The sequence below is a fragment of the Flavobacterium crocinum genome, from assembly GCF_003122385.1.
GTDB lineage: Bacteria > Bacteroidota > Bacteroidia > Flavobacteriales > Flavobacteriaceae > Flavobacterium > Flavobacterium crocinum.
This window is the reverse complement of sequence record NZ_CP029255.1, coordinates 4,260,632-4,285,796: the sequence shown is the minus strand read 5'-3', so window position 1 is coordinate 4,285,796 and position 25,165 is coordinate 4,260,632. Positions and strand designations below refer to the sequence as shown.

18 protein-coding genes and 1 pseudogene are annotated in these 25,165 nt (G+C 32.4%); 6 read left to right on the top strand and 13 right to left on the bottom strand.

Going from position 1 to position 25,165, the window contains the following annotated elements; genetic code table 11:
- Positions 1–943 precede the first annotated feature (943 nt).
- The 4 genes from HYN56_RS19040 to HYN56_RS19025 all read right to left on the bottom strand — a co-directional run bounded on the left by HYN56_RS19040 (position 944) and on the right by HYN56_RS19025 (position 7,188).
- Positions 944–3,124, bottom strand: coding sequence for an HAD-IIB family hydrolase (locus HYN56_RS19040; protein ID WP_109193625.1), 2,181 nt, complete (start codon positions 3,122–3,124; stop codon positions 944–946).
- A 365-nt stretch (positions 3,125–3,489) separates the two neighbouring features.
- Positions 3,490–4,389: a carbohydrate kinase family protein gene (locus HYN56_RS19035; RefSeq protein ID WP_109193624.1), complete on the bottom strand. Its 900-nt coding sequence runs from the start codon at positions 4,387–4,389 to the stop codon at positions 3,490–3,492.
- Positions 4,390–4,622: 233 nt separating this feature from the next.
- Positions 4,623–6,566: a glycoside hydrolase family 97 protein gene (locus tag HYN56_RS19030; protein WP_109193623.1), complete on the bottom strand. Its 1,944-nt coding sequence runs from the start codon at positions 6,564–6,566 to the stop codon at positions 4,623–4,625.
- Between the two features lie 82 nt (positions 6,567–6,648).
- Complete coding sequence (locus tag HYN56_RS19025; RefSeq protein WP_109193622.1) at positions 6,649–7,188, bottom strand: hydrolase; 540 nt, start codon at positions 7,186–7,188, stop codon at positions 6,649–6,651.
- A gap of 242 nt (positions 7,189–7,430) precedes the next feature.
- On the opposite strand from HYN56_RS19025, the gene HYN56_RS19020 reads away from it, so the two are divergent.
- On the top strand, positions 7,431–8,141 hold the full coding sequence (locus HYN56_RS19020) for a hypothetical protein (RefSeq protein WP_109193621.1): 711 nt from the start codon (positions 7,431–7,433) through the stop codon (positions 8,139–8,141).
- A gap of 57 nt (positions 8,142–8,198) precedes the next feature.
- Here the strand turns inward: HYN56_RS19020 and HYN56_RS19015 are convergent, their stop codons facing one another.
- From HYN56_RS19015 to HYN56_RS19005, 3 genes are all read right to left on the bottom strand, one after another.
- The gene (locus HYN56_RS19015; RefSeq protein WP_109193620.1) at positions 8,199–9,008 is read right to left on the bottom strand and encodes an SDR family NAD(P)-dependent oxidoreductase; all 810 of its coding nucleotides are present in this window, start codon (positions 9,006–9,008) and stop codon (positions 8,199–8,201) included.
- Between the two features lie 69 nt (positions 9,009–9,077).
- Entirely contained in the window at positions 9,078–9,665 is a 588-nt protein-coding gene (locus HYN56_RS19010; RefSeq protein ID WP_109193619.1) for a TetR/AcrR family transcriptional regulator, read from the bottom strand.
- Between the two features lie 172 nt (positions 9,666–9,837).
- Positions 9,838–12,225 (bottom strand): outer membrane beta-barrel family protein, encoded by a 2,388-nt coding sequence (locus HYN56_RS19005; protein ID WP_109193618.1) that lies wholly within the window; start codon positions 12,223–12,225, stop codon positions 9,838–9,840.
- Between the two features lie 324 nt (positions 12,226–12,549).
- Between HYN56_RS19005 and HYN56_RS19000 the strand changes: the two genes are divergently transcribed.
- The 4 genes from HYN56_RS19000 to HYN56_RS18985 are packed head-to-tail and all read left to right on the top strand — an operon-like array spanning position 12,550 to position 14,862.
- The gene (locus tag HYN56_RS19000; protein WP_240622587.1) at positions 12,550–13,389 is read left to right on the top strand and encodes a sensor histidine kinase; all 840 of its coding nucleotides are present in this window, start codon (positions 12,550–12,552) and stop codon (positions 13,387–13,389) included.
- On the top strand, positions 13,386–14,081 hold the full coding sequence (locus HYN56_RS18995) for a LytR/AlgR family response regulator transcription factor (RefSeq protein WP_109193616.1): 696 nt from the start codon (positions 13,386–13,388) through the stop codon (positions 14,079–14,081). Before HYN56_RS19000 ends, HYN56_RS18995 begins: the two co-directional genes overlap by 4 nt.
- 34 nt (positions 14,082–14,115) lie before the next feature.
- A complete protein-coding gene (locus HYN56_RS18990; protein WP_109193615.1) occupies positions 14,116–14,484 on the top strand; it encodes a hypothetical protein in 369 nt (122 codons plus the stop codon).
- A 12-nt stretch (positions 14,485–14,496) separates the two neighbouring features.
- Complete coding sequence (locus HYN56_RS18985; protein ID WP_205727627.1) at positions 14,497–14,862, top strand: immunity protein Imm33 domain-containing protein; 366 nt, start codon at positions 14,497–14,499, stop codon at positions 14,860–14,862.
- Between the two features lie 527 nt (positions 14,863–15,389).
- On the opposite strand, the gene HYN56_RS18980 is transcribed toward HYN56_RS18985, so the two are convergent.
- From HYN56_RS18980 to HYN56_RS18975, 3 genes and pseudogenes are all read right to left on the bottom strand, one after another.
- On the bottom strand, positions 15,390–17,756 hold the full coding sequence (locus HYN56_RS18980; RefSeq protein WP_394336284.1) for a hybrid sensor histidine kinase/response regulator transcription factor: 2,367 nt from the start codon (positions 17,754–17,756) through the stop codon (positions 15,390–15,392).
- Positions 17,736–18,209: pseudogene (locus HYN56_RS25325) on the bottom strand (ligand-binding sensor domain-containing protein); the annotation flags it as partial. The gene HYN56_RS18980 and the pseudogene HYN56_RS25325, both read right to left, overlap by 21 nt.
- A gap of 45 nt (positions 18,210–18,254) precedes the next feature.
- On the bottom strand, positions 18,255–19,433 hold the full coding sequence (locus tag HYN56_RS18975; RefSeq protein ID WP_109193613.1) for a ligand-binding sensor domain-containing protein: 1,179 nt from the start codon (positions 19,431–19,433) through the stop codon (positions 18,255–18,257).
- Between the two features lie 356 nt (positions 19,434–19,789).
- Between HYN56_RS18975 and HYN56_RS18970 the strand changes: the two genes are divergently transcribed.
- Complete coding sequence (locus tag HYN56_RS18970) at positions 19,790–22,801, top strand: SusC/RagA family TonB-linked outer membrane protein (RefSeq protein WP_109193612.1); 3,012 nt, start codon at positions 19,790–19,792, stop codon at positions 22,799–22,801.
- A 40-nt stretch (positions 22,802–22,841) separates the two neighbouring features.
- On the opposite strand, the gene HYN56_RS18965 is transcribed toward HYN56_RS18970, so the two are convergent.
- From HYN56_RS18965 to HYN56_RS18955, 3 genes are all read right to left on the bottom strand, one after another.
- Positions 22,842–23,498 carry a hypothetical protein gene (locus HYN56_RS18965; protein WP_109193611.1) on the bottom strand — a complete coding sequence of 219 codons (657 nt, stop codon included), beginning with the start codon at positions 23,496–23,498 and terminating at the stop codon, positions 22,842–22,844.
- A 4-nt stretch (positions 23,499–23,502) separates the two neighbouring features.
- The gene (locus tag HYN56_RS18960) at positions 23,503–24,489 is read right to left on the bottom strand and encodes a hypothetical protein (RefSeq protein WP_109193610.1); all 987 of its coding nucleotides are present in this window, start codon (positions 24,487–24,489) and stop codon (positions 23,503–23,505) included.
- Between the two features lie 215 nt (positions 24,490–24,704).
- The gene (locus HYN56_RS18955) at positions 24,705–25,151 is read right to left on the bottom strand and encodes a copper resistance protein CopD (RefSeq protein ID WP_109193609.1); all 447 of its coding nucleotides are present in this window, start codon (positions 25,149–25,151) and stop codon (positions 24,705–24,707) included.
- Between the last annotated feature and the right edge of the window lie 14 nt (positions 25,152–25,165).

Below are 25,165 nucleotides of genomic sequence, written 5' to 3'. Positions count from 1 at the left end.
TTTTTGCCGCAAATTGCACGAATTTTCACAAATTTTTCATTCGAGGAAATTGGTGTAATTCGTGGCTTAATTTTTTTTTAACACATAGAAACATAGTTATGCTTTGTCTTGAAAGGCATTTCACTTACAATAAAGAACATAGCTCTGTGTATTTAATTTTTTTGCCGTAAATTGCACGAATTTTCACAAATTTTTCATTCGAGGAAATTCGTGCAATTCGTGGCTTAATTTTTTTTAAAACACATAGAAACATAGTTATGCTTTGTCTTGAAAGGTATTTCACTTACAATAAAAAACATAGTTTTCATTATTACTATATTACTCTCAAACTTGTCATCCTGACGAAGGAAGGATCTCCGTAAGAAACTCTACAAAGATTAGCGATTCACTATGCGGAGCTACTTGCGGAGATCCTTCCTTCGTCAGGATGACAAACTGTGTGGGCTATGTGTTAGAAACTAGTTTCTTTCTAAATTCTTTTATTAATCTTTAAAAAAAATCTATGTTTCTATGTGTTTAATTTTTTTTACCACAAATTCCACGAATTTTATCTAATTAAAAATTTGTGGAAATTAGCGCAATTCGTGGCTTAAATTTTTTTTTAAACACATAGAAACATATTTACGATTTGTCTTGAAAGGCATTTCACTTACAATAAAAACATAGTTTTCATTATTACTATATTACTCTCAAACTTGTCATCCTGACGAAGGAAGGATCTCCGTAAGAAACTCTACAAAGATTGGCGATTCACTATGCGGAGCTACTTGCGGAGATCCTTCCTTCGTCAGGATGACAAACTGTGTTGGCTATGTGTTAGAAACTAGTTTTTTTCTAAATTCTTTTATTAATCTTTAAAAAAATCTATGTTTCTATGTGTTTAATATTTTTTTGCCACTAATTGCCCTAATTTTCTCGAATTAAAAATTCGTGGCTTTAATTTTTACTTTATTATTTTATAATGTTTTAATCCTTCCAAAATTCCTTCGGAAGCAGATGTTTTGGCAACATAAATGCTTTTGGTCGTTTCATAATCTGCCAGTTCTGCGCTTCGGTTGCCGACAATAATTCCTCTTATAGTACCTCTAAACATATCAACATCGTTTCCTGAATCTCCCGCTGCAATAACATTTGATAATGGAATTGACCATTTTCGGCATAAAAACTTAATTGCATTTCCTTTAGAAGCTCTTTTCGGAATGAAATCCAGAAACTGCCCATGACTCGGAATAATATTTACTTTGTACCAGCCTGTTCCCAAAGCTTCAATTAATTCGTCATGATTGTAATGTTCTTTTTCATAATAATAAGAGATTTTATAAGGATTCTGTGCTTCTTCTTCCTGAAGTTTTATCCATTTAACAGCTTTTAACCGGTTTACGATATCCTCTCTTTTCCATCTTCCGGCTAAGAATTTTGCCCAGCCTTTATCCAAAATATAATCTTTTCCGTTGGTGTAATAAATCTCAGTTCCGACAGAACAGATAATAAAATCGGGGAGGGGAAATTCTTCTTCGTCGATTACTTTTTTAACCAACTCTAAATTCCTGCCAGAAGCCATTGCAAAAGCCATTTTATCCGTACGATTGGTAAGGTGTGTTTTTAATTCTTTTAAACCCGGATTAGCCAGTTTAGGTTCGATCAAAGTTCCGTCGATATCTGAAACCAAAAGATGATCAATTTTTCTTTTTAATCGACTGATATTGATATTTGGATAATGCTGTTTTTTAATGCCGGCACCAGATGAAAGCGATAAATTTTCATTAACCAATTCTACATATTGATTGACATGACTGACCCAGCTGTAATATTTTTGGATATTAAGTGCACCGTTATTCGAATAGTATTTCCATCGATTTTCATCAGTTAAAATATTTCGAAGCGCTTTCTTAATCTGACTTTCTTCCTGCGGATTAACCAATTCTCCGTTTTGACAAACGGGAATAATTTCTGAAGGCCCGCCATTTTTAGTAACCACAACCGGAAGCCCCGAACTTGCCGATTCTATTACGGTCAAGCCGAAGTTTTCATGTAAAGCTAAATTGACAAAAACACCTCGTTTCTCTGCAGCATACCGATAAATGATAGAAACTTCATTTTCGACATCATGTTTTTTAGGAATTGCCATTTTTCCGTACAAATCGTATTTGTCCATTAACAGCAATAAATCAGTCAAAACGTCTTTTTCAGATTCAGGCATTTTGGCAATATCTTTTCGTATTCCGGCAAAAATGACGAGATTAGCAATACTTTGCAGTTCTTTGTCTTTACCGTAAACTTCAATAAGCGTATTTAGATTTTTATGACGATCTGGTCTTGAAAGCGCCAGAATAATGGGTTTGTGTGGATTGGTAAGGAATTTTGAAATGCTTTCGGCAACCCAGTATTTGCGTTGTGCTTCTTCCAGATTTTTTTCCGTATCGCTTTCCTGAAAGTAATAAGGAACAAATTTTCTGGTGTCAATTCCGGGTGAAATAGCGTGGTATTTGGCTAATTCGAAATTCTTGTAAGCTTTGTAGGTTTCAATTTCTTGTTCTGTAGAAGTAACAATAAATTCGGAGAGTTCTAAAGTTCGTTCTTCGGCGGCAATTCTGGCGGCAAATTTGAATTTCTTTTCAAGATCTTCCTCAGTTTGCCCACTTTCGAGTAATTTTTTCTTCTTGTAAAAACCTAATGAGTGTCCAGTATGTGCAAAAGGAATATTTAATATTGCCGATAATTCGGCAGCTGCGTAACCGGCATCTCCGTAATGAGAGTGAATCCAGTCGGGAAAAATATTATGTTGTTTGATGTGCTGTACAACACCATTTACAAAAGTATCCAGACCTTCCCAAAGCTGTTCTTTTGCTTTGTATTTTTTACCCAGAAATGGAATTCGTCTTATATCCAATTTATCATTTATAATTTCGACAGGAACTGCATATTCGGGCGAAAGAGAAGGATCGTCGATTAATCTGGTAAACAAATGTACATGTTCGACATCTTCATGCTGGGATAAAAATTCGGCTAATTCGTAAATATATTTGGTCTGTCCGCCGTTATCGGCATCACGACCGATTTCGAGTCCAGAACCTTTTAAGAGTCCGTGTATATTGATAAGAGAAATTCGTAATTTTTTCATCATTCTTCCTTAAATTATTTAGAATTCGCAAGTTACTGCACCCATAAAGATTAGGAAGAAATAATTCCATTTAAAATTTACATATTTCCCATGTTTGAAGTGTGTTTTGGATGTTTAAATTATAAAAATTTGCTAAAGAAGTCAGTTTGTTGTTTTTTATGGAAAGATTCATGTTATTTGTTTTTCACGCAGATTTTGCAGATTTAAGCAGATTTTTAATTTGATTGATTTCTTCAATTTGATGAAATATTTGTGAGAATATATAGCTCCACTGAGCTTTTAAATTTTCACGCAGATTTTTTATAAAAAAAAACAAAGAAATCTGCTTAAATCTGCAAAATCTGCGTGAAACTAATCTAGGATATTATTTAATTCTGATTAATCAAATCATCAATTCTCGATAAAAGAATTTCAGGATTCGCTCCGGAAGAACCAGCAACTAAAGCTCCGGTTGCACAAGCAAAGTTTAAAGCCTGCTGCGGTTCCTTGCCAGTTAAAAGCGAAGTTACCAAAGCGCCTAAAAAAGAATCTCCAGCACCTACAGTATCTTCAACCTTTACAACATAGCCAGTATTTTCATAAAGATGTTTGTCCCACAATAATAAAGCGCCATCTTTTCCTCTTGTAACACATATAGCAATGGCATTAGTAAAAGAGCAGATAAAATTCATGTTTTCTTCTAAAGTAGTGTAAGGAGAATCAAAAGCAGCACTTATTTCCATTAATTCTTCATCATTAAATTTAATCAAATTGGCTGCGTCCATTAACTGTTTTAGAATTTCATAAGTATAATGAGGTTTTCTTAAATTAACATCAAAAACTTTGTAAGCGTCTGTATGAAGTAGTTCTTCCAATGTTTGTCTGGAAACTTCATCTCTGCAAACTAAACTTCCATAAATTAAAACGTCGGCATTTTGAACAGTTTCTCTGGCAGTATCATTTAAAATAATTTTGTCCCAGGCAGAAGGATAAAGAATTTCATAAGTGGCGGATTTAGTTTCGTCCAAAGTCACATTAACCAATCCGGTTGGATAATTATCTGATTTCAGAATTGTTTCTGTATTTAAACCTAATTTCTTTACTTCATTGATAATCGCTTCGCCGTCTGAATCGTTTCCTACACAGCTGATCATATTAACATCAGCTCCTAGAGCTTTCATACGAAGCGCCACGTTTAATGGAGCTCCGCCAATTTTTTTTATGTTGTCAAAAATATCCCAAAGTACTTCTCCGAAAGCGACTGCTTTAAGTTTTTTGTGGTTGTTCATTCTAAATTTGTCTTTTATAAAATATTAAATTCTGTAGCTTAAGAACTACACGATTTGATAAAAATAGTAAAGATTGTCGGCATTGACAAAGGATTAGCGAATGAAATAACGATTAATTATTAATTCCGTCATTCAGCGAAGTGTTATTTTTAGCATTTATTAATTTGTTTAAAGTAAAAAAGCTGAATATGAAATTCAGCTTTTATTAGGTATAAAAATGTTTTTTTTGTTTGTTAAGGAGTAAATATTACAGTTCCTCCATTTGGAGAAAGATTAAAATCAAAAGTTGTATTTTGCAATTTTTGAATACTAAATTTAGATTCCTGTTCATTGCCGTCAGCTATAATAGAAACTCCTTTTCCTTTTAACATTGGAAGATTGACTGTGATTTTTTTGCGGACGTTTTCACCGTTAATTGCAGCTATATACCATTTTGTGTTTTTTCTACGGGCAATTACACAATACTTTCCAGGATAACCATCTAAGTATACTGTTTCATCCCATACTGTTGGGACATTTTTTAAGTAATCAAATAGGTAAGAAGGTTTTTCTTGTAAGTTTTCAGGAGTTAAGCCCCAATGCTGAACTGGCGAAAAGAATACTACAGCAGTTGCCATTTCAAAAGCATCCGTTGTTTTTCTTACTGTTCCTTTGTTTGGATCACGATGTAGACGTTTGTTCAGGAAAACAGGACCAAAATCCATTGCTGCAACTGTATTTCTGGTAAAAGGATAAATAGTGGCTGTTGAAGGATATCTGTCACTGAATCCTTGCTGAAAAACTAAATTTTCTGACGCTAATACTGCTTCGCTCGTCATGTAATTAGGATACATTCTTTCCCATCCGCGCGGAAGTGTAGCGCCATGAAAATTAATTCCCAAACCAAATTCGGCTGCATCAATTAGTATATCGTGATACAATTTCATGGTAACTTGTTTATCTCCGCCAAAAAAGTCGATTTTTAAACCTTTTACTCCAATTTGCTGTAGCCATTGCATTTCTTTTCTGCGGGCTTCTGCGGTATTCATTTTATCTTTTGGAGTTTGTGGTGCTGTATTCCAGTTCCCGTTAGAGTTGTACCATAAAATAACGCCGACATTTTTCGATTTTGCGTAATTTACCAATTCAGTCATTTTTTCTTTACCGATTTTTACATCCCAAAGCGCATCAATTAAAATAAACTCGCATTTTAGGTTTGCTGCTAGATCAATAAAAGTTTTTTGATCGTTATAGTTGCAACTTTCATCCTGCCATACAATCCAGCTCCAGCTTGCACGACCTGTGTCAAATACTTTTGAAGATTTTATAAGCGGTTTTACAACATCTGTAGAAACAGTAGATTCTACAATTGGTTTTAATGTTTTTCCCAGTGTAATTGTTTTCCATGATGTTTGCATGGGCAGAGTAGAAGAGGCTGTAACCGCGCCATTAAAATTGTTTTCGCCCTCCTGAGGAAAACTAACAGAATAAATTCCTTCTGAATCAGCATCACTTAATCTTGTTCCAGGGTAATTACCGCTAATTCCGGTTTCAGAAATTAATAACCAGCCTTTGTTTCCTAAATGGAAAAGCGCAGGAAAAGTATAACCTAATCCGTATTGTGATTTTGTTCCAACTTTTTCTTCTCTTGTATATTCTTCTTCATAAGATGGTTTTGTTTTCTCCCAGCCACTTAAAGGCGGAGCTTGTGGTGTTATAAAAGTCGTTGTTCCCGACGGAAGTTTAAAACCAGTTATTTCTTTTTCAACAATACAATCATTGCTATTCTTTTTGCTTTTTGGAATCCAATAACTAAAAGCAACATCATTATTAGAAATCCTGAAGACTATATGGATTGTATCATTTTCTTTATTGACAAACGTAAACTTAGTTTCATTTGCCAGATAGTTTACCTCACTTACTTTTGAACGGTTTAGTTTATACGACTCTTGAATTTTAGAAGAAGTTTTACCAATTAATTTAAGATCTTTTGTAAAATCCCCTACTGAACTCAAAAGTCCTAAAGGTGATTGGCTTAGAAATTCTTCTTGTTGATAGAATAAATTATAAAATACTTTCCCATCTGTCACTGATATTTTTAGTTCCAGACTTTTATCCGGACTTAAGGCTGAAGTAGATTGTGCTTTTAATGCGCTAGAATAGAAGAGAAAAAGCAAGGCGAATAGAATTAATCTCATAAAGTGGTTTTTGAAGTTAATAAGTTAAGTGTAAACTTAACACTTTAAAAACACAAAAAATATACTTTATATAAATTTTAAATTATTTGATCAAATTCAATATCGCTTTAAAATTTTCGTTTCTAGAATCTTTAACCAATTCGTAAAGGCACATTTCAACATTCGTTAAGTTAATTCCTTTTTGTTGCATTTTTTGCAAAGCCAGATCAACACTTTCTTTTGAGCGGGAAGAAACGCAATCTGCCACAATTTCGACTTCAAAATTATGAGCTAATAGCCCCATAGCAGTTTGGTAGACACAAATATGCGTTTCAATACCACAAACTAGCCACTGTTTTTTATTTGCTTTTAAAACGGTTTGCTGAAACTCTTCGTTTTCAAATGCATTAAAAGTATATTTTTCTATTGCTTTTTGATTTGCTAATAGTTTTTCTAATTCGGGAACAGTATTTCCCAGTCCGTTTGGATTTTGTTCGAGATAGATAATCGGTACCGAAAGTATTTGACAGCCACGAATTAGTTTTTCAAGATTAGCAATCATTTTTTCGCTTTCCTGTACAATACGGGCGAGTTTGCCCTGAACATCAACGATTATTAAACCTGTATTTTCCTGTGTCAGCATTTGCAATGTTTTTTAATCTAATCCGGAATTGATTTAGCTATCTAAATTTACTCAAAAAATACACGCAAAAGATGTTTCTTTTTTATGAGATAATTTGATTTTAAACACCGATAAATATTCAATTTTTGGTTTCACTACAAATTTTCCTGTACTCATTACAAGATGTAATTTTTAGGCTGCATTTTATAAAAAAAATAAATTTCACTATACTAAATTTGGTCAAAATGTAAAAAAATAGAAGCATGCAGATCAATTCAATTTGGGGAAGCAAAAAGAAAATTTCATTCTGGGACAAGCTGTTTAGGAGAAATAAAAACATCGCTAAAGAACTGAGTACGCCTGATATTATTGAGAATAATTGTCAGGGATTAATATTAGGAAATTATAATTTAAAATCATTTTTATTCTCTACCGATATGGCTTTAATCGAGAATAATGATGCCGATGCTATTTTGGCGGTTTATCCTTTTCCGCCTTCGCCAAAAATCATAAAAACACTAATTGATTTTTCTGGTAAACCTGTTGTCTGCGGAGTAGGAGGAGGAAAGACGAAAGGAAAAAAATCTCTGGAAATGGCAATTTACGCAGAAGAAATGGGAGCGTCGGGCATTATTGTAAATATTCCGTTTGAGAATAAAGACATTAAAAAGATCAGACAAAAAGTTTCCATACCCATTTTTGCAACTGTCGCTACTTCTGATTTTGATTTTTTAAAGAATAGAATAGAAGCGGGAGTAAATGTTTTTCATGTTTCGGGAGGAACAAACACGAATAAAATTGTAAAAGAAATTACAGCTAAATTTCCGGGTTTTCCTGTAATGGCAACCGGAGGAAAAAGTTTAACAGATATAGATGAATCTATTAATTCGGGTTCTAAAGCTATTGTATTATCACCACCTTCCAATAAAGATTTGTTCAAAACGATAATGGATAAATATAGAGATACTTTCTAAAAATAATAAAGGCAGTCTGTGATTGACTGCCTTTATTATTAAATATTTAAAATGAAATTAACCATGGGCTTCTACGGAAACATCATTCCATTTTTCCCAGCTTTCAAGCCTTTGTTCGTAGCTTTGTTTAACGAATGGCAGAGCTACTTTTCCAAGTAATAATCTTAAAGGAGGATTTTCGTTTTCAACTAAGTTTACAATTGCCGGAGCTGTGGCTTCTACTTTACCAAATATATTTTCTCTTTCAGCCAAAGCTTTTTTAATTTCGTCATAATAGGGTAAACTTTCGCTGGTAATTCCCGTATGCCAAATGTTAGACGCGTAACCGTTTGGTTCTAATAAAGTAACATTGATTCCGAATTGTTTTACTTCTGAAGCCAGCGTTTCGCTTAAACCTTCAATTGCAAATTTTGAAGCGCTATATAATCCCATTCCGGTTGGTAAAGTGGCTAATCCTAAAATAGATGACACCTGAATAATATGGCCGCTTTTTTGTTCTCTCATAATCGGAAGAACGGCTTGCGTTAACCATAAAGTTCCAAAGAAATTGGTCTCAAATTGTTCTCTTGCTTCTTTTTCGCTCGCTTCTTCAACAGCGCCTGTAAGTGCGTAACCTGCATTGTTGATCAAAACGTCAATTGTTCCAAAATGATTTTTTACTTCTTGAACGATTTCTAAAGATTCTGCACGATTATTTACATCTAGTGTTAAAGGTAAAATTGAATTTCCATACTTTTCTTTAAGATCGTTTAAGGTATCCACATTTCTGGCTGTTGCTGCAACGTTATAACCTTTTGTTAAAAAAGCTTCTGTCCAGGCTCTTCCGAATCCTTTTGATGCTCCTGTAATTAAAATTGTTTTTGACATGGTATTTGTTTTTTAAATTATGAATTATTTTTAAATATGACCAATCGGTCATTTTTATAATAAAAAAAATTACAGCTTTTTATGAGCTATATTTTTTTTAAGTGCTGTTGTTATGGTTTTCATTTTATCGTTGTTACCGGACATTCTGGTCATTAGATGCCCGCCTTCAAGCGAAGCAAAAAGAACGGCTGCAAATTCTGCTGCATTCCAGTTTTGGTTAAATTCTCCGTCTGCGATTCCTTTTTCTATGATGGATGTTAATAGCTGTTGTCCGCGTTTGATTGCTGCGTTTACTTTTTCTTTTACAATTGGATTGGTATCATCAGCTTCAGTTCCAAAATTCAATAACGGACATCCTCCAATTACTGGTGGATTTAACGGATTACTGAAAAAATCTATGTAAGCGATAAGTTGTTCTTCGGCAGTTTTTCCCTGACTAACAGCTGTCTGAAGTTTTGTGCTTAATACGTTCATATTATGGTCTACAGCAGCGCAGGCCAAAACATCTTTATTCTCAAAATGAACGTACATACTTCCTTTAGACAATTTGGTTGCCTCCATAATATCGCTCATAGAAGTAGCTGCAATTCCTTTTGTGTTAAAAATAGGAGCGGCTTTTTCTATAATAAATTGTTTGGTTTCTTCCCCTTTTGTCATGGTGAATTGTATTTTACGATGCAAATATATGACCGATTGGTCATATATGCAAGTTTTTGTTTGTTTTTTTGTTTTGATTTTTCTTTGAAAAGAGTAAAAAACAGCTGAAAAGCCCTTAGAATAAAGGAAATTTAGAGCTGTTTTTTTCTAAGTTAATTTTTTAAATTTTTGTTTAATTCGCACGATTCCTTTCCTCTTCATTTCCAAAACCTCTTTCTTTCGATTTCACATTTTTATTACCAAACTTGTAGCTTAAAGCAATTCTAAAACCTCTTGAATCTCCGTAATTTTTCATTGTATTTTTAATTCCGTTAGAGTAATAAGAAATTAATGGCTTTTGCGCATTTAATAAATCTTCGCCAGTAAGCGTGATCGATAGGTTCTTTTTCAGAGCTAAAAACTTAACCGAAACATCCAAAATATTTAAAGTCGAAATATTAAAAACCTGATAACGTCCTGGCAATTGTAATCCGTAGTTTAAACCAAGAAATACTGTTTTGGAGTTATTTACTGTAAAATCATTATTACTGTAGATATAACCGTTGTAGCCGTCTACAGATGCAATAAGATTCGTTTTCGATTTTACGTTTTGATAATTCAGGTTAAAACCCATGAAACTGTTCCACCAGCTGAATTTATTGAAATTATAGTAAGTCGAAATTCCAATCTGATAGGTATTAGCGTAATTAATAGGTGTGCTTTTGGTGATGTTTGTTTCAGGATCGATAATAGCCAATTCCTGTCCGAAGTCTGAAACCTGAGAGAAATAGATGTTATTAACCCATTTCTGATTGCGAATGTACGAGAACTCCAAATTATCAATTATAGACGGTTTCAAGAACGGATTTCCTTCTGAATAATAAAACGGACTCGTTTTAATCACAAACGGATTCAAATAATCGAAATCGGGTCTGCGGATTCTTCTGCTATAGTTTAATGAATAAGAATTGTTGTCATTGGCCGTATACGTCAAATAAGCAGTTGGAAAAAGCTTTACATAATTGTTTTTGTTCGTTTGGTCCAGATTCTCTGAAAAACCTTCTGTTTGTGTGGCTTCGGCTCTTAAACCAATTTGTGTTTCCCATTTTTCATTTAGTTTTTTACTTGCCGAAAAGTACAAAGCCTGATTATATTCTTTATAAGTAAAAATGTTAGAGTAATTGGTATTTAAAACCGGTGTTCCTGTTTCGTTATCAAAAACATTCAAATTATTTTTGGTGTTCGTATAAAATCCTTTTCCTCCAAAACTAATGTTGGCGAAAGAATAGGGAAGTGTAACATCAATTTTTGCTGAATAATTCTTCAGTTGATTAACATTCGAATTAATAGCAGAAAAATAAGTTACGTCTATATTTTCTTTTTCAGCATTCATTTCATTTCCTGAGAATATTCTGGAATCATTCTTTTGATAATTGAAATAATCTAAATCGACTGTAATATTTTTGCCATTGCTGTCCAAATTAAACGAATTGTTCCAGTTCACAGAATTCATCTGCGGTTTGTTTTGGCCCTTTACATCAGATAAAATATAAGAATTGATTTCTCCCGAAGTATTGTAACGAGTCGTTAACGGATTGTTTGCCGAAGTTCTGTCATTAAAACTTCCTAAATACTTAATTCCGGTGGTCCATTTTTCTGTTAGTTTGTAATCAAAACCCAATCCTATACTCAATAAATCAGTTTCTGATTTTGTTGTAATGTCCTGTTTCCATAATTCATTTGTATAATAAATTCGGTTATCAGAAGTAGTTCTAAGTTGGTTTTTTCCTTTATTGACAGAAGTCTGCAAAGAAAGTTTTTTGTGATTATAAATAAATAATCCGTTTACATTTCCACTGGCGTAACTTCTTTGAACAAAAGAGGTTCCAAGATTGGCATTCCAGGAATTGGTTTTAGCGGTTTTCAGTTTAATATTAATTAATCCGCTGTTTCCTTCGGCTTCGTATTTGGCAGGCGGAGTCGTAATCACTTCGATACTTTTAATATTATCTGCAGGAATTGATTTTAAAAATGCGGTTAAATCTTCCTGTGTCATTTTGTTTATACGATCGTCAATCATCACCAGAACTTCTCCTTTACCAACAATAGAAATGGTTTCGTTTTGTACTCTTATTGTTGGTGTAGTTTTTAAAGCATCCAAAGCCGTTCCTCCAGTTGCAGTAACGGAGTTTTCGACATTAAAAACCAATCTGTCTACTTTTTGTTCTACCAGTTTTTTTCTGGATTTTACCGTCAAACCTTCCAGCTGAATCTGTTCTTTCACTTCAATAATTCCTAAATCCTGATCTTGATTTACGCTTATTTCTTTATTCCTGAATTCGGTTCCAAATTGTTCTATTATCAATACATAATTTCCTTTTTCAGCTTTCAACATAAAATTACCTAAACTGTCTGTAGAAGTCTGTTGGTAAAGTTTTTTATCGGTTTGTAATAAAGTTGCTGTAGCAAATTCCAAAGGCGTTTTGTTCTGATTGATAATTTTCCCTTTTATAGAAAATTGTTGAGCACTGGCGTTAATTTGAAATAGAAATAAAACGGCTATTAAAATGATTCTGTTCATGGTTTTGAATTTAATTACAGGGCAAAACTGTTCCAATTAAAACTGAAATACCACTTTTATCGACAAACCCTGCTCATTAATCTGCAAACCCGTAAAAAAGCTTTTTACTGAATGTATATCTTTGTTTTAAAAATATACCAAATGTATAAAGGCACTATTACTAAAAAGCTCGAATGCTTGATTCATCTTATTTATTGGGTTCTAATTTTTTATTTCACTTTCGTGAAAAATCCGATTAGCGCACATTTTTTTACACCCGATTTATTTCTTTGGACTTATTTTATTGTCTTTGTTCTGACATTTTATTTTCATTATCTGATTGTAATGAAAAAGGTTTTTAAAGCTTTTAACTGGAAAAGACTTTTTGCTGGTGTTTTTGTTTCTTATCTGGTTTTTACTTTTCTCCGATTTCTTTCAGAACAAGTCATAACCAAAATTTTATTTGATAAAGTAAATTATACCGATATTAATTTTCTGAATTATATGCTCGATAATATGCAATACAGCAGTATGACAATTATCCTGAGTTCGTTTCTTTGGTTTGTGATTTATTCGATTCGCCTTTTGGAATACAACCAGATTATTTTGGAGGAAAATAAGAATACTGAAATCAAATTTTTGAAAGCACAGATTAATCCGCACTTTGTATTTAATACTTTAAATAACATTTACTCAATGGTTTATTTTCAGTCAGATAAGTCATTGACGGCAATTGATAAACTGAGTCAGATTATGCGTTTTACCACGTACGAATCTCAAAAAGAAAAAATCAGACTTTCTGACGAAGTTGATTATATAAAAGCGTATATTAAACTCGAAGAATTAAGGCATCAGGAAAATGTTGTTGTCGATTTGAAGCTGGAATTGGAGAATGAATTTGAAGAAATTCCGCCGTACATTTTATCGCCTTTGGTTGAAAATGCTTTAAAACACGGAGCGGTTTCGAATACTAAACCAATCGAAATTGACCTGAAAGTCTTATCAGGAAAACTAACTTTCAAAGTAAAAAATACAATCGGAACACAGAAAAAAGATAGTTTGGGTGGCATAGGTTTGGACAATTTACAAAAGCGCTTAGAGATTCATTATCCTGAAAAACACCAACTGAAAATTACAAAAGAAGAAAACCATTTTAGAGCCGAACTTGAAATAGATTTAAAATGAATAAAAAAATAAATTGCATTATTCTGGACGACGAACCTTTTGCTGTAAAACTAATTGCCGATTATGCTTCTAAAGTTCCAATGTTGAATGTTTTGTATGCAGACAGCGATGTATTTAAAGCAATTGAAGTTCTAAACACAGAATCAGTCGATTTGATTTTTATTGATATTCAGATGCCACAATTAACGGGAATTGAGTTGATGCAGATGTTCAATCAGAAGTACAATTTTATTATTACATCGGCTTATCCGCAATATGCTCTGGAAGCTTTTCAGTTTCATGTGATTGATTATTTACTAAAACCAATTACGTTTAACCGATTTTATCAAAGTGTAGAAAAGTTCATTCGCTGGCAGGAAACTTTTCAGGTTAATGAAAAACCGGACAATGATTATCTTGTCGTAAAAGCTGACCGAAAACATTATAAAATTGCTTTAAATGATATTTTGTATATTGAAGGTTTAAGAGATTATATCCGAATTCATACCAATGATGAAAAAATTATGGCATTGGAAAATATGAAAGATATTTTGGAAAAACTCACGAATCAGTTTATTCGGATTCATCGTTCGTATATTATTCCAAAAGATAAAATTAAAGTGATTGATGGAAATCAGATTGTCATGAAAAGCGGAAATGCTTTGCCGATTGGTGAAACGTACAGGAAGTTGGTTAGTGAGTGGTTAGTTTGAATTTGTAATATTTAGATTTTAAAATTAAAGAGAAATGAAGAAATTCGAATTGTATTGGAAAGACCTTAATATCGGATCGATTGTTGAAACCAACTGGGACATGAGAAGTTCCGGAGATATTGTGTACAAATTTGATTATTTGGCTGAGCCATCTGAAAATGAACTTATGTCAGATTTTGTAAAATTCTCTATACAAGATAGTATTTTATTAGGTGAAGGAGTTGAGGATGATGATCTATATCTAAGTCAGGCAGAAGAGGAAAAAAAATTTCTTGATTTAATAGTTGATACCAAAACAGATTGGTATATTATCAATGAGAAAGGAGAGAAAGAAATAATTCTTTGTCCGATATTTCATGAAGATAACGAAATAACATGGATGACAGATCCAAAGTATTTTTAATTTTTAGAAGTAATGATAGAAAAAGATAATTTAATTGAAATTCAAAAAGAAATCTGCGATAAATACGGTTTGAATTTTGAAGCTTGTGATCTAAATCTAAAGATTGGAATTTCATTAAATATAATTGAGAATAAGCACGAAATGCCAATTTACGGATCAAGACTTCGCGCTGAAAACGGTACAAACGGATGGTATATCTATGCAGGCAATTATTCTGAAGCCGATGATTTTTTTAAGCCTTTGCATGCGTCTCATCTAGAAGAAATTTGCCCGTTGCTTTTACCTTATTTGGGATTAGCTCCCGGAAGCAGATTTTTAATTGCGGAAAACGGCAATTATGTTGATGTTTGGGAGGATTTGTCGTTGTTGGAAAAGTAATACCGTTTTAAAAATGTTTCCGCGCTTCGGAGAAGCGAAATATTTATAGAAATTCAATTATGCCCATATGGAAAAAGCTCCAGTGGAGCGAAATATATAAAAATTGTAAAAAAATGTCGCTCCGCTCGAGCTTTGTTATAAATATTAATATGTTTCTATAAATATTTCGCTTCTCCGAAGCGTTGGAGCGTAATAAAACCAAGCTCGCCAGCACGATGATCCGCTTTACAAATGTGCCGTTCCTACGGAACTTTCTTAAAATCGTCTTTAATTTCAACGGATTAAAATCCGTTGCTACAATATTTTTCATTCCTAACGGAATTTATATAATTGTTTGAAATAATGAAAAAAGAGCCATAGGCTCGATAGATATTGTAGGGTCGGATTTTAATCCGGTTATATGGATTTAAGTCTCATTTAAAAAGATCCATAGGATCGGAACATATTATTTCTATTTTCTCCCTTAGCAATAGAGACACATTTCCGTCAGTACAATACTAATTGTTTGAGGAAATTAAAAATTAAGATCAGATTTCCCCTTTATTTTTAAGATATTCACTCGGTGTAATACCGTATTTTTTTTTGAATTCGCGACTAAAATATTTTACGTCATTAAATCCAACCTGTAAAGCAACTGTTAAGGTTGAAGTTTCTCCTTTTTGGAATAGTTCCACCGCATGTTTTAATCTTTGGTTTTTTATGAATTCGTTTAAAGACAGATTGGTAAGTGCACTGAATTTTTTATAAAGAACAGACTTACTCATTCCAATTTCTGTTGTTATAAATGCTAAGTCTAAATTTGTACTACTTATATTTTCCTCTACGATCTGCTGAAGCCTTTGGAGGAACACTTCGTCCTTTGAGGATTCTGAATTTATTATAATAGGTAATTTTAGTATTTGCTCGCTATACTTTTGTTGTAATGCAACTTTTAACGAAAGCAGGTTTTGTATCTTCAGCTGTAAAATCTGATCGCTGAAAAGTTTTGTGATGTAAGCATCTGCACCATGTTGTAAACCATGCAAATGATGAACAGGAGCTGATTTTGCAGTTAACATAATGACTGGAATATGAGAAGTTCGCAAATCGGTTTTAATTTTTTTGCAAAGTTCCAAACCATCCATAATAGGCATCATTACATCACTAATAATTAGATCGGGAATGATTTGAAGTGCTGTTTTCCAGCCTTCTAATCCGTTTTCGCTTTCATAAACAAAATAATTAGTTTCTAAGGATTGTTTTATAAAATCCCTGACTTCATCGTTATCTTCGACTATTAATATGGATGCCGTTTTAATTTTATTTTCTTCCGTCAAATTATCAGTTATAATTTCAGACAGGTTGTCTTCAATATCTTCAATGATGATATTTTCATTTTGAGACATTGGTAAAATATTGATTTCATTGAGGTGATCTTTACCCAATTTTAATAGTACTGTAAAAGTGGTTTTTCCTGCTTTATCTTGTGTTGCAGGTTTACTTTTTACACTTATTTTTCCTTTGTGAAGCTCTATAAGACTTTTGGTAAGAGCTAAGCCAATACCTGTTCCCATACTTTGATCTACCTGATAAAATTTAGTAAAAATATCATCCAGATTTTTGATTGGTATGCCTTTGCCATTATCTGTTATACTGACTTTTACGTTTTTTGCTTTTAATGTAACTTTAAGGTTTATTGCGCCTCCCTTGTTTGTAAATTTGAATGCATTGGACAATAAATTAAAAAAAACTTTTTCTATTTGATTTTTGTCGAAGTAGACTAGGATTTCAGGATAAAAGCATTTAAATGTATACTGAATGTCTTTTACCTCTGCTAGTGTTTGAAAACTATCAAAAACTTCTTTTATAACACCGACAAGATCCTCTTTAACAAAGTAAAGATGCATTTTACCCGAATCAGCCTTTCTAAAATCTAATAGTTCGTTAACTAAACGATACAATCTGTTTGTATTGTTTTTAATGCTTACGGCATATTTGTTTGCAAGACTATTTTCTGTAGTTAATTTTTCAAGTTTTTCAATTGGCCCTAAAATTAAAGTTAGCGGAGTTCTGATTTCATGAGAAACATTTGTAAAAAAATCGAGTTTCATTTTTTCAAAATGAAGTTCTTGTCTAAGTTGTGATCTGGCTTTTAAAAATTTGGCGATATAATAAGCAATTATAGACACTGCAGTTAAGTAAATGAGATAAGCCCACCAGGTTCTCCAGAATGGAGGAAGAACTTTTATATTAATTTTTTTGATATTCCTGTTCCATATACCATCATTGTTGGCTGATTTTACTAAAAACTGATAATCTCCAGCCGGTAAATTAGTATAAGTCGCAGACGGAATATCAACATAGTTCCAGTTTTTTTCAAAACCTTTAAGCATGTACGCATACTTGTTTTTGTTCGATTTGACGAAGTTTAAAGCGGAGAATTCTATTGTAAAAATGTTTTGATCGTGTTTGAAAGTCAGATTTTTAATAAAATTAATGTCCGCATTTAAAACTCCGCTTTTATCATCAATTTTGACAGGTATATTAAATAATTTAAGATTTGAAAACACAGTTGTAGGAGCAAATGTGTTTTTTTGTATGTTTTGAGGATTAAAGCTAACGAGACCATTGTAAGTGCCGAAGAAAATCTTGCCTTCACTATCATTTAGAACAGAATTTGTATTGAATTGATTATCAGGAAGACCATCAATTATGTTAAAACTTCTGAAAGCATTTACATAAGGATCGTATTTAGCAAGTCCATTATCTGTGCTTATCCATAAATTGTCATTTTTATCTTCAGTAATAGCTAATACATTATCACTAGGCAAGCCTTTATTGGTATCAAATATTCTAAAATTATTGTTTTTGGGTTGGAGTAATGCTAATCCGTGATGATAGGTTCCTACCCACATTTGCCCTTTGCTGTCCTCAAAAAAACAGTTTATATCATAAGTAAGTGATTCGCCTGAAGCTTGTCTAAAATGTTGATATTCGAGTTTTGAATTTTTGTAGATATGAATTCCTGTAGGACCGCCTACCCAAATATTTCCTTTCCTGTCTTCATACAAGGCATTAATTGATTTGTATAAAAATGTTTTTCCGTTGGTTTCAAAAAAACTGAATCTTTGTTTATCAATATCATAAATATTTAAACCTACATCAGTTCCAATAAATATTTTATTTTGCCTGTTTATTACAAGACAGTTTACATTGTCTGAAACGATACTATTGCTGTTGGCCGTATTTTGTTTAAAGATTGTAAAAGTGGCTGTTTTTGGGTCAAATAAGTTCAATCCGCCCAATCCAGTTCCTATCCAAATATTCTGGCTTTTGTCAATTGCTATGGCTTTGACCAAATTAGAACTTAAGCTATTTTTATTGTTGGTATTATTTTTATAGTTAAAAAACTTTTATTGTCTCTTATCAAAATAGTTAAGTCCTCCGGCTTCGGTGCCAATCCATAAATTTTGGTTTTTATCTTCAACAATGGAACTAATTATGTTACTGCTCAGACTATTTTGATCCGTTTTATTCTGAAAAATAGTAAAAGGAGTATTAACAGAATATACGATATTGACTCCGCCAAAATAAGTACCAAGCCAAACAGAACCATTTTTATCCTGAAAAATATCATGGATAGAATTTTGGCTTATACTATTAGGATTTACCGGGTCGTGCTGATAATTACTAAATTGATAAGTGTAAGGATTTAGAATTGATAATCCGTCCTGCGTTCCTATCCAGAGAGAGCCGTCTTTATGACGTAAAATTTTGCGGACATTATTATTTACCAGAGAATTTTTGTCATTATCTATTTTTTCAAAATGTGTTATTTTAGAAGTTTTTTTATCAAAGAGATAAATACCATTTTTTCTTGTTCCAATCCAATATTTTGAATCTTCATCCTGTGTTATTGATGTAATAATCCCAATATTTTCATCTTTTTTAAATAATGCACTAAAATGACGTTTTACAACAAGTTTGTTTTTTGAAAAATATAACTCATATAATCCATTAGAACTTCCTGCCCATATATGGTTTAAGTTATCTTCATAAAGTTCAGAAATTTGTAATTTATCAGTACTAATTTTTATTGGGATTATCTTTGAATTGCGGGAAGATTTAAACTGCAATTGAGTAGATGATCCAATCCATAAATTACCTTTAGAATCCTTTAAAACTTTTCCAACATTTTCTTTAGGAGAAATAATGTTTTTAAAAGTATTGTCTTCAGAATGATATAAATCTAATCCATCAGATACAACCCACATTCTTTTATTTGTTTCTAAAGCCAGTTTTTTGATATAATCATTTGAGGAGATGGAAGTTTTAACCGCAGGGTCATTTTTAAAGATTTTGAATGTACGTCCATCATAACGATTAAGACCATATTTTGTACCAATCCAGATAAATCCTACTGAATCCTGAGTAATAGATAAAACAGAATTATTTGAAAGCCCGTTGGTAACATCAAGGTGATTAAAGACAATAGTTTTGGTTTGGGAATAGCTTTTTAAAGTTGAAGTAAATAAACTCCAGAAGCAAATCCACAAAAAAATAAATACCCGATTATGAGTTTTGAAATGCATTAAAAAGTATTTGAATGAATATATTGGAGTTCTTGTTTTATATTGTTAAAACATTTAAGTTTTACAATTAAATATAAAGCTTTATTATCTATATAATAAATATTATGTTAGGATTGTAATTATTGTCCAAAATTAAAAAAATGATCGTATGATGCAAGAGCGATCAATGCTAAAAGCATGCTATCAATTGAAAAGACTACAAAAAAGGAAGATTTTAATCCTAAAAAGGAAGATAATCTCCTCTTGAACAGACCACATCAAAGTAATTTTGGAAAATGAATTCTTAAAAGAAAACGTTTTCGCAATTTGAACAAAAAACCAAACTAACTTAATTACCAATATTAAATTTAAGAATTATGAAAAAGATGAATTTAAAATACCAGCCTTCCCAAAAGGTATTAAAACATTTGTTTGTTGGTATTTTTTTTATGATCATTCCTTTTTTGGCTCAGGCACAGGATAAGAGAACCATATCGGGTGTAGTTACAGATGAGAAGAAAGATCCTCTTCCTGGAGTTACAGTTACCATTAAAGGAACCAAGGATGCGGTATTAACTGATTTTAACGGACAATATATTATTAAAGCAGAATCCAGAGATCAACTGGTTTTTACTTATGTTGGTTTTGAAAGTTTTACAACAGCTATTGGAGACAAAAAAAATGTAAATGTTACCCTAAAATCATCGACTAGTAATCTTGATGAGATTGTAGTAATTGGATACGGATCAGTAAAAAGAAAAGATTTAACAGGGTCGGTTTCGAGTGTAAATATGTCAGATCTTAATAAGACTCCCGTTCGTTCTTTTGACGAAGCTTTGGCCGGACGTGTTGCCGGAGTACAGGTAACGTCATCTGACGGAAGACCCGGTTCTGGAATAAATATAGTGATTCGAGGTAACAACTCGGTTACTCAGGCAAACAGTCCTTTGTACGTTATAGATGGTTTTTTGATTGAAGATTCAAACAATAACGTAATTAATCCTAGTGACATTGAATCTATCGACATTTTAAAAGACGCATCGGCAACTGCTATTTATGGTGCGAGAGGTGCTAATGGAGTAGTGGTTATTCAAACTAAAAGAGGAAAAGAAGGTAAGCCTGTTTTTACTTTCTCGAGCACTATTGGAGTGCAGGAAATGAGCAAAAAGATGGATGTCATGAGTACCTATGAATTTGTAAAATATCAATTAGAGTATAATCCTGCAGCTACTTCGACTCCGGTAAAATCGCCAACAGAAATCTATCTTACAGGACCAGGAAAAACATTAGAAGATTATAGAAATGTTGGAAGTACAGACTGGCAGGATTTAGTAACCCGTGCAGCTTTGTACCAGAATAATAATTTATCAATAACGGGAGGAACTAAAAAACTGAAATACGCTTTTTCCGGTTCGCATACAGATCAGGATGGTATTTTACTAAATTCAAATTATCTAAGATATCAAGGACGTGTAAATCTTGATTATAAAATTACAGATAAACTTAAAATAGGAATTAATAGTAACTATAGCCGTTTAAAACAAACAGGATTAGATCCTACCATGTCAACTTCCGGAGGCAGTGGAACTTCCAATTTAATGGTTTCTGTTTGGGGATCGCGTCCCTATACGCCAAATGTTGAAAATCCGGAGGATGAATTTTTTGATCCCAATGTCAATTCGGCAACAGATTATAGAGTAAATCCGGTAATGAATCTTAAAAATACCTACAATGTAGCTACAACAAGTAATATTGGTGTAAATGGTTATTTAGAGTATCAATTTACTAAAGATTTAAAATTAAGAAGTACACTTGGTTTTATTGAAAATGATTTTGAAAGAGATGAATTCTACAATTCAAAAACTGCTTACGGGCGACCAGGAAATCCTAATGGTGTAAATGGAAAAATTACAAACAACAATTATAATAACTGGCTCAACGAAAATACCCTGACCTGGGATAAAAAAATCGGAAAATCAAGATTTACTGCTTTAGGTGGATTTACTGCACAGAAACAAAAAAGCTGGTCTAATGGAAGGTCAGTTATTCAGCTTCCGAATGAAGATTTAATGTTTGACGGTTTTGATCAGGGAGTGGCACTAAGAGTTGACCCAACCGAATCTGAATGGACAATGGCTTCTTTTTTAACGAGAATAAATTATAGCTATGATTCCAAATATATGTTGACTGCATCTTACAGAGCAGATGGATCGTCTAAATTTCCTTCAAAAAATCATTGGGGCTATTTTCCTTCTGCAGCCGCTTCATGGAAGTTTAGCGAAGAGAAATTCCTGAAAAATAAAGTATTATCTGAAGGTAAAATAAGATTAAGTTATGGACAAACAGGAAACAACCGTGTTGGGGACTTTGATTATCTTACAACCTATTACAATCCGGCAAACCCAATTTTTGGAACCTATACTTTTGATAAAAATTATGTAGTTGGAGTAGCCGCAACAAAACTTGGAAACTCTGATTTGAAATGGGAAACGACTGAACAAATTGATGCAGGAATCGATTTAGGTTTCTTTAAACAAAGAGTGGTTTTAAGTGCTGATGTGTATAGAAAAACAACGAAGGACTTATTACTTAAAACACAGCTTCCATTGTCTTCCGGATTTACAACAGCAATCAAAAATATTGGTAGTGTAGAAAATAAAGGTTTGGAGCTTAGTTTAACAACAAAAAACATTATTAATAAAGATTTTAGCTGGACTACAAGCGCCAATATTGCCTTCAATAAAAATAAATTATTGTCTTTAGCTGAAGGACAGGATAAACTGGAAACTATCATTCCATGGGATTTTAACTGGAGTACAGTAAGTACTTATGTAGCAAGAGTAGGTGAACCTTTAGGGCAAATGTATGGTTTTGAATATTTGGGAACTTATAAATACGAAGATTTTAACACATCAGTGAATGGAAGTGGTACAACAGTTTACAGTTTAAAACCGGAAATTGCTACAAATGGTAATACAAGAGCCAATATTCAGCCCGGAGATGCAAAATTCAAAGATCAAAATGGTGATGGAGTTGTAAATGCAAAGGATTACACTACTATTGGAAATGGAAATCCTGTTCATACCAGCGGATTTACAAATAATTTCACATACAAAAATTTTGATTTAAATGTCTTTTTCCAATGGTCTTATGGAAATGATATTATGAATGCTAACCGTATTATTTTTGATGGAAATCAGAAAGCACAGGAAGGACTAAATCAATTCACGAGTTATCAAAATCGTTGGACTCCGGATAATCCAAATTCTGATGTATTTAGAACAAGAGGTTTAGTAGGTTCTTCTGTTGGATATTCTTCTTACTATGTTGAAGATGGTTCTTATTTGAGACTAAAGTCTGTTGCTTTAGGATATAATTTGTCTTTTTAAATGAAACACTGTTTTTATGAAATGAAAAAGTTTTTTTCGATTAATCCTGTTCAAAACTTTTTAATGTTCCATCGTCATTAAATTGTATAGAATACCTTTCACGGCTTCCATTAATAGTAGTCGGATACCAGTATATTTGATTTTTTCGGATAGAAATATAAACACTTTCAGGAGGTTTAGCGCCTTCTATATGCTCTGATTTTTTGTTTAAAACAGCACTTACTTTAGCAGCATTCGCAAAGTCAATCTTATTAAGGGATATTAATTGATCCTGAATATTATCTCTGATAGAAAGCTGAATCGGTTTCGGTTCTGACCATCGATTATCTTTATACTCATAAGAATCAATATATTTGGGATTTTCTGGATGCTGAAGTTTAATATTTATTCTTCCGTTATCATAAAAATATAAAAGAGAATAAATAAAAATCTCCTTTCCGTTGTATTGAGGCAGTTTTCTAAGTTCTTCTTCTGCTTTTTTGAGTCCGTCAATATCCGATAAAAAATGATGTTCAGAATTCTTACTAAGCTCTTTTTGTTGTGCATTTGTTTGTGTTTTTTCAATATCATCAGACTTTTCATCTGTTTTGCTCATTGGCGAATCATTAGTCTTAAATGTTTCGTCGATACTTTTAGAGATTTGATTGCAGCTTAGAAATAGTAAACTGCAAAAGAATAATGTTATTAATTTTTTCATATGATTAGGCTATATTATCTAAATCGCTTGCAAAGGCAATTTGTGTAGGATTTTCAGGTAAATAAAAAATATCAATTTCTTTTTGTTTGGTAATATCAAGGTCAAGTAATCCAATGACTTTCTTTAGAGTATTTTTATGAAGGCGATGCTGATTATCTGTGTATTCCATTTCAAAACGCATCATAGGCTGTTCATTAATATAAGTTCCGGTTTGGCTGACTTTAATTAATCTTGCCGGAGTTTTTATTCCTTTAAATTTAATTAAAACAGAATCGGGATTCAGACCTGTAAATTTATTAATGATGAATCTCAAAATAAAACGATAAAATAAAAGTACCATTGGGCAGATTATGAGAGGATGTCCAAAACTCATAAAACGCCATCCCATACCCTGACTTTCTGTTTTATAAGAATAAAAATAATAACCCATTACTGAAATTACAGCAATTGACCACCCCAATATTCTTAAAATCAAATTCCCATAATTGAGCTTCGCTTGTGTGGTTGATATAATAAAATAGGGCAGTTGTTTAGTATTTTTATTGAGTAATAAATTTAGTTTTTTCCCTGTTTCAAAACGACGTTCATGAGGTTTGCTGTCTGTAATGATTGTTTTATGGGTGATTTCGGTATCAGAAAGGTTTTTAAACAACAAATCAAGTTCGTATGTATTGAATTTAGCATTTTGTTTTGAAATGATTCTGGCGTTTATAATTTTTGCTTCCCTGCGGACTCCATTCTCTTTTATTGCTTCTAAATTCTTCTTAGTAATAAAAATTTGTACTATCCATCTTTTAAAATATCCAAATAATAGTATTGTCCAAAGTATAATTGAGAATGCTAATATACCTAGCGCCATCCACGGATTTTTATCATTTAATGCACTTATATCGAATTCATTGTTGATATTATAGTACATCAGCATTGGAAATGGGATTGCAAAAAAGAGCATATAAACGGTCCAAAATGATGCAAAAAAAAATTTTTTCATTCTTTGTGGTATTTATAAAATTACAGATCGATTAATGTTTTGTAAATAACATTCAAAATGCTTTTTACAAATCGACATTAATCAAATTTACAGAATATTTAGTCTTTTACCTACAAGCCTTTATTAATTTTATGTGTTTTTAATTATTCATTCGCTAATACAAATGTCTTATTTGTGAACGCAAAAAGTATATTTTTAAAAGAAGTAAAAAGAAATCAAATCCCCCCATAACGCAGCGTAAATCCCAAAACCAGCATCGCAACTCCAATTGAAGTAACGGTTAAAATAATAAATGCCATTATCCTGATATTGTATTTGTCAAGATTTGGAATAAAGTACAATTGTGCACAAATAGCACAAACGAAAGTACAGAATAACAATACGAGTTTGGTTGAAATCACGGTTTCAAAACCACCTGAAAAATCAAACCAGGTTTCGATGGTTACACCAAAATCATACGCCATCCAAATACCTGTTACAATCAATAAAGCCAAAGAAGACATTCCGAGGGCTTCAAATTTCTTTTCAAAATTTAGAATAATTTTAGGGTCTTTTTTCTTTAAAGCTTTTGGAAGATAACTGATACTTAAAAGCAAATGACCGCCAACCCAAACTGTCGCAGCTAAAAGATGAATAGTTAATATAAAATGATGTAAAGTCATAGTTGACTATTAAA